This is a genomic window from Streptomyces sp. NPDC021096 (assembly GCF_040641275.1).
GTDB lineage: Bacteria > Actinomycetota > Actinomycetes > Streptomycetales > Streptomycetaceae > Streptomyces.
The window spans coordinates 1-3,658 of sequence record NZ_JBFADG010000053.1; the positions used below are offsets into that span (position 1 = coordinate 1).

The following is a 3,658-nucleotide window of genomic DNA, read 5'->3' on the forward strand; positions in this document are numbered from 1 at the left end:
GGTGGATTAGTGGCGAACGGGTGAGTAACACGTGGGCAATCTGCCCTTCACTCTGGGACAAGCCCTGGAAACGGGGTCTAATACCGGATACGACCTGCCGAGGCATCTCGGTGGGTGGAAAGCTCCGGCGGTGAAGGATGAGCCCGCGGCCTATCAGCTTGTTGGTGGGGTAATGGCCTACCAAGGCGACGACGGGTAGCCGGCCTGAGAGGGCGACCGGCCACACTGGGACTGAGACACGGCCCAGACTCCTACGGGAGGCAGCAGTGGGGAATATTGCACAATGGGCGAAAGCCTGATGCAGCGACGCCGCGTGAGGGATGACGGCCTTCGGGTTGTAAACCTCTTTCAGCAGGGAAGAAGCGAGAGTGACGGTACCTGCAGAAGAAGCGCCGGCTAACTACGTGCCAGCAGCCGCGGTAATACGTAGGGCGCAAGCGTTGTCCGGAATTATTGGGCGTAAAGAGCTCGTAGGCGGCTTGTTGCGTCGGATGTGAAAGCCCGGGGCTTAACCCCGGGTCTGCATTCGATACGGGCAGGCTAGAGTGTGGTAGGGGAGATCGGAATTCCTGGTGTAGCGGTGAAATGCGCAGATATCAGGAGGAACACCGGTGGCGAAGGCGGATCTCTGGGCCATTACTGACGCTGAGGAGCGAAAGCGTGGGGAGCGAACAGGATTAGATACCCTGGTAGTCCACGCCGTAAACGTTGGGAACTAGGTGTTGGCGACATTCCACGTCGTCGGTGCCGCAGCTAACGCATTAAGTTCCCCGCCTGGGGAGTACGGCCGCAAGGCTAAAACTCAAAGGAATTGACGGGGGCCCGCACAAGCAGCGGAGCATGTGGCTTAATTCGACGCAACGCGAAGAACCTTACCAAGGCTTGACATATACCGGAAACGGCCAGAGATGGTCGCCCCCTTGTGGTCGGTATACAGGTGGTGCATGGCTGTCGTCAGCTCGTGTCGTGAGATGTTGGGTTAAGTCCCGCAACGAGCGCAACCCTTGTTCTGTGTTGCCAGCATGCCCTTCGGGGTGATGGGGACTCACAGGAGACTGCCGGGGTCAACTCGGAGGAAGGTGGGGACGACGTCAAGTCATCATGCCCCTTATGTCTTGGGCTGCACACGTGCTACAATGGCCGGTACAATGAGCTGCGATGCCGTGAGGTGGAGCGAATCTCAAAAAGCCGGTCTCAGTTCGGATTGGGGTCTGCAACTCGACCCCATGAAGTTGGAGTTGCTAGTAATCGCAGATCAGCATTGCTGCGGTGAATACGTTCCCGGGCCTTGTACACACCGCCCGTCACGTCACGAAAGTCGGTAACACCCGAAGCCGGTGGCCCAACCCTTGTGGAGGGAGCCGTCGAAGGTGGGACTGGCGATTGGGACGAAGTCGTAACAAGGTAGCCGTACCGGAAGGTGCGGCTGGATCACCTCCTTTCTAAGGAGCACATAGCCGACTGCGAGCGAATGACTCGCACGGTTGCTCATGGGTGGAACGTTGACTATTCGGCACAGTTTTGAGGGATCGCTAGTACTGCTTCGGCGTGGAACGTGAATCTTGAGGCTGGGTCGGGCACGCTGTTGGGTATCTGAGGGTACGGAACGTAAGTTTCGAACCTTCGCGATGCCGGCCCCAGTGCACTCGATGCGGTTAGCGTCGGGGTGATGGGTGGCTGGTCGTTGCTTGAGAACTGCACAGTGGACGCGAGCATCTGTGGCCAAGTTTTTAAGGGCGCACGGTGGATGCCTTGGCACCAGGAACCGATGAAGGACGTGGGAGGCCGCGATAGGCCCCGGGGAGCTGTCAACCGAGCTTTGATCCGGGGGTGTCCGAATGGGGAAACCCGGCAGTCGTCATGGGCTGTCACCCGCTGCTGAACACATAGGCAGTGTGGAGGGAACGCGGGGAAGTGAAACATCTCAGTACCCGCAGGAAGAGAAAACAACCGTGATTCCGGGAGTAGTGGCGAGCGAAACTGGATGAGGCCAAACCGTATGTGTGTGATACCCGGCAGGGGTTGCGCATGCGGGGTTGTGGGATCTCTTTTTCACAGTCTGCCGGCTGTGAGACGAGTCAGAAACCGTTGATGTAGGCGAAGGACATGCGAAAGGTCCGGCGTAGAGGGTAAGACCCCCGTAGCTGAAATGTCAACGGCTCGTTTAAGAGACACCCAAGTAGCACGGGGCCCGAGAAATCCCGTGTGAATCTGGCGGGACCACCCGCTAAGCCTAAATATTCCCTGGTGACCGATAGCGGATAGTACCGTGAGGGAATGGTGAAAAGTACCGCGGGAGCGGAGTGAAATAGTACCTGAAACCGTGTGCCTACAAGCCGTGGGAGCGTCGCGCATCAAGCTTGCTTGGTGCGTCGTGACTGCGTGCCTTTTGAAGAATGAGCCTGCGAGTTTGCGGTGTGTTGCGAGGTTAACCCGTGTGGGGAAGCCGTAGCGAAAGCGAGTCCGAATAGGGCGATTGAGTAGCGCGCCCAAGACCCGAAGCGGAGTGATCTAGCCATGGGCAGGTTGAAGCGGAGGTAAGACTTCGTGGAGGACCGAACCCACCAGGGTTGAAAACCTGGGGGATGACCTGTGGTTAGGGGTGAAAGGCCAATCAAACTCCGTGATAGCTGGTTCTCCCCGAAATGCATTTAGGTGCAGCGTCGTGTGTTTCTTGCCGGAGGTAGAGCACTGGATAGGCGATGGGCCCTACCGGGTTACTGACCTTAGCCAAACTCCGAATGCCGGTAAGTGAGAGCGCGGCAGTGAGACTGTGGGGGATAAGCTCCATGGTCGAGAGGGAAACAGCCCAGAGCATCGACTAAGGCCCCTAAGCGTACGCTAAGTGGGAAAGGATGTGGAGTCGCAGAGACAACCAGGAGGTTGGCTTAGAAGCAGCCACCCTTGAAAGAGTGCGTAATAGCTCACTGGTCAAGTGATTCCGCGCCGACAATGTAGCGGGGCTCAAGCGTACCGCCGAAGTCGTGTCATTCACACAATAGGGCCAACGCCTGTGTGGATGGGTAGGGGAGCGTCGTGTGCCGGGTGAAGCAGCCGCGGAAGCGAGTTGTGGACGGTTCACGAGTGAGAATGCAGGCATGAGTAGCGATACACACGTGGGAAACGTGTGCGCCGATTGACTAAGGGTTCCTGGGTCAAGCTGATCTGCCCAGGGTAAGTCGGGACCTAAGGCGAGGCCGACAGGCGTAGTCGATGGACAACCGGTTGATATTCCGGTACCCGCTTTGAAACGCCCAATATCGAATCAGGCGATGCTAAGTCCGTGAAGCCGTCCTGGAGCCTTCGGGCAAAGGGAAGTGGTGGAGCCGACGACCCAGACTTGTAGTAGGTAAGCGATGGGGTGACGCAGGAAGGTAGTCCAGCCCGGGCGGTGGTAGTCCCGGGGTAAGGGTGTAGGGCGTTGTGTAGGCAAATCCGCACAACATACAGCCTGAGACCTGATGCCGAGCCGATTGTGGTGAAGTGGATGATCCTATGCTGTCGAGAAAAGCCTCTAGCGAGTTTCATGGCGGCCCGTACCCTAAACCGACTCAGGTGGTCAGGTAGAGAATACCGAGGCGTTCGGGTGAACTATGGTTAAGGAACTCGGCAAAATGCCCCCGTAACTTCGGGAGAAGGGGGGCCATGTCCGGTGATG

General features: G+C 57.9%; 2 rRNA genes. Both read left to right on the plus strand.

The annotated features are described in order from the left end of the window. A 16S ribosomal RNA gene (locus AB0G59_RS28960) occupies positions 1 to 1,442 on the plus strand; the annotation flags it as partial. A 278-nt stretch (positions 1,443 to 1,720) separates the two neighbouring features. Next, positions 1,721 to 3,658: ribosomal RNA gene (locus tag AB0G59_RS28965) — 23S ribosomal RNA — on the plus strand; the annotation flags it as partial.